Source organism: Dolichospermum sp. LEGE 00246 (assembly GCF_015207865.1).
Classification (GTDB): domain Bacteria; phylum Cyanobacteriota; class Cyanobacteriia; order Cyanobacteriales; family Nostocaceae; genus Dolichospermum; species Dolichospermum heterosporum.
In genome coordinates this window covers 1-1,325 of the sequence record NZ_JADEWA010000746.1, presented here as the reverse complement: position 1 = coordinate 1,325, position 1,325 = coordinate 1, and the positions used below count along the sequence as shown (strand labels likewise).

Sequence of the window (1,325 nt, the reverse complement as noted above, 5' to 3'; positions counted from 1 at the left end):
CTGAACTAAGGAACGCAAATTTAATAACCTGCAATTCTGATGTAACCTGGAATGGTGCGTTACGCTGTCGCTAACACACCCTACTTTTGCACCTTATTTAATTCACATTCCTAACTAAAAATTAAAAATGCAATTACTCACTAATCTTTCATTCTTACTTACCAAACCTACAGGTACAACTACCTACGCTCTTAATCTTTTACCTCATTTACAAAAACTTGAGCCAATACTTTTAACTTCCCAATCTTTCCCTAACTATAACTGCTATCAAACTCCTACTAACCTAACTTCAGAACAAGGATTAAAAGGACATTTACGCCGTTTATTGTGGACACAATTTCAACTTCCAAAAATCTATCAAAACCTCAAATCCCAACTTTTATTTTCCCCTATTCCCGAAGCACCTTTATATACTAATTGTCGGTTTGTTGTTACAGCATTTGATATGATACCACTGCGGTTTCCTAAACGCTTTTCACCATTGACGACATACCATAAATACTATACTCCTGAAGTTTTTAAACAAGCAGAACATATTATTTGTATATCAGAATCAACAGCCAATGATATCACCCAATTTTACCAAATTCCTAGTAATAAAATTACACCAATTCTCTTGGCGGGAGATAACTCACATTTCCAATTTCTGAACCTTCCTACCCGCAATTACTTCCTATATATTGGTCGTCAAGACCCTTACAAAAACCTCCAAAGACTAATTACCGCTTTTTCCGCATTACCTCACAGAAATGACTATGAACTATGGTTAGCTGGTCCCTACGATCAACGTTACTCTCCATTATTAGAAGCACAAACTCAAGAATTAGGAATAAGTCATCTTGTTAAATTCCTTAACTATGTTTCCTATGACGAATTACCAATAATTATTAATCAAGCATTAGCACTTGTTTTCCCTACTCTGTGGGAGGGATTTGGTTTACCAGTTTTAGAAGCAATGGCTTGTGGTACTCCCGTTATTACCTCTAATATTTCCTCACTTCCAGAAGTTGCGGGAGATGCTGCTATTTTAATTAATCCCTATAATGCAAGGGAGATTACAGCAGCAATGCAAGCAGTTATTAATGATTCAGAACTGAGAAAACAACTTTCAGAAAAAGGTCTAAAAAGAGCAAGTCAATTTAGTTGGGAAAAAACTGGAAAAGCTACAGTTGAAGTTTTGAAACAATATCTTTGATCGTAGCAGAGTAGAAGATCCCCGACTTCTTAAAGAAGTCAAGGATCTGCTTGTTCTTCAAATGTCCTTTATTTGATCATGCTTATTTCCTTAACGTCTTATTTAATGATTAATTGGCTAAATCAAAGCT

Annotated in this window: 1 protein-coding gene; it reads left to right on the top strand. The window is 35.5% G+C overall.

Features of this window, described 5'->3' with window-relative positions:
* The first annotated feature begins 127 nt into the window (after positions 1-127).
* Positions 128-1,195 carry a glycosyltransferase family 1 protein gene (locus IQ228_RS26090; RefSeq protein ID WP_193965022.1) on the top strand — a complete coding sequence of 356 codons (1,068 nt, stop codon included), beginning with the start codon at positions 128-130 and terminating at the stop codon, positions 1,193-1,195.
* The last annotated feature ends 130 nt before the right edge of the window (positions 1,196-1,325 follow it).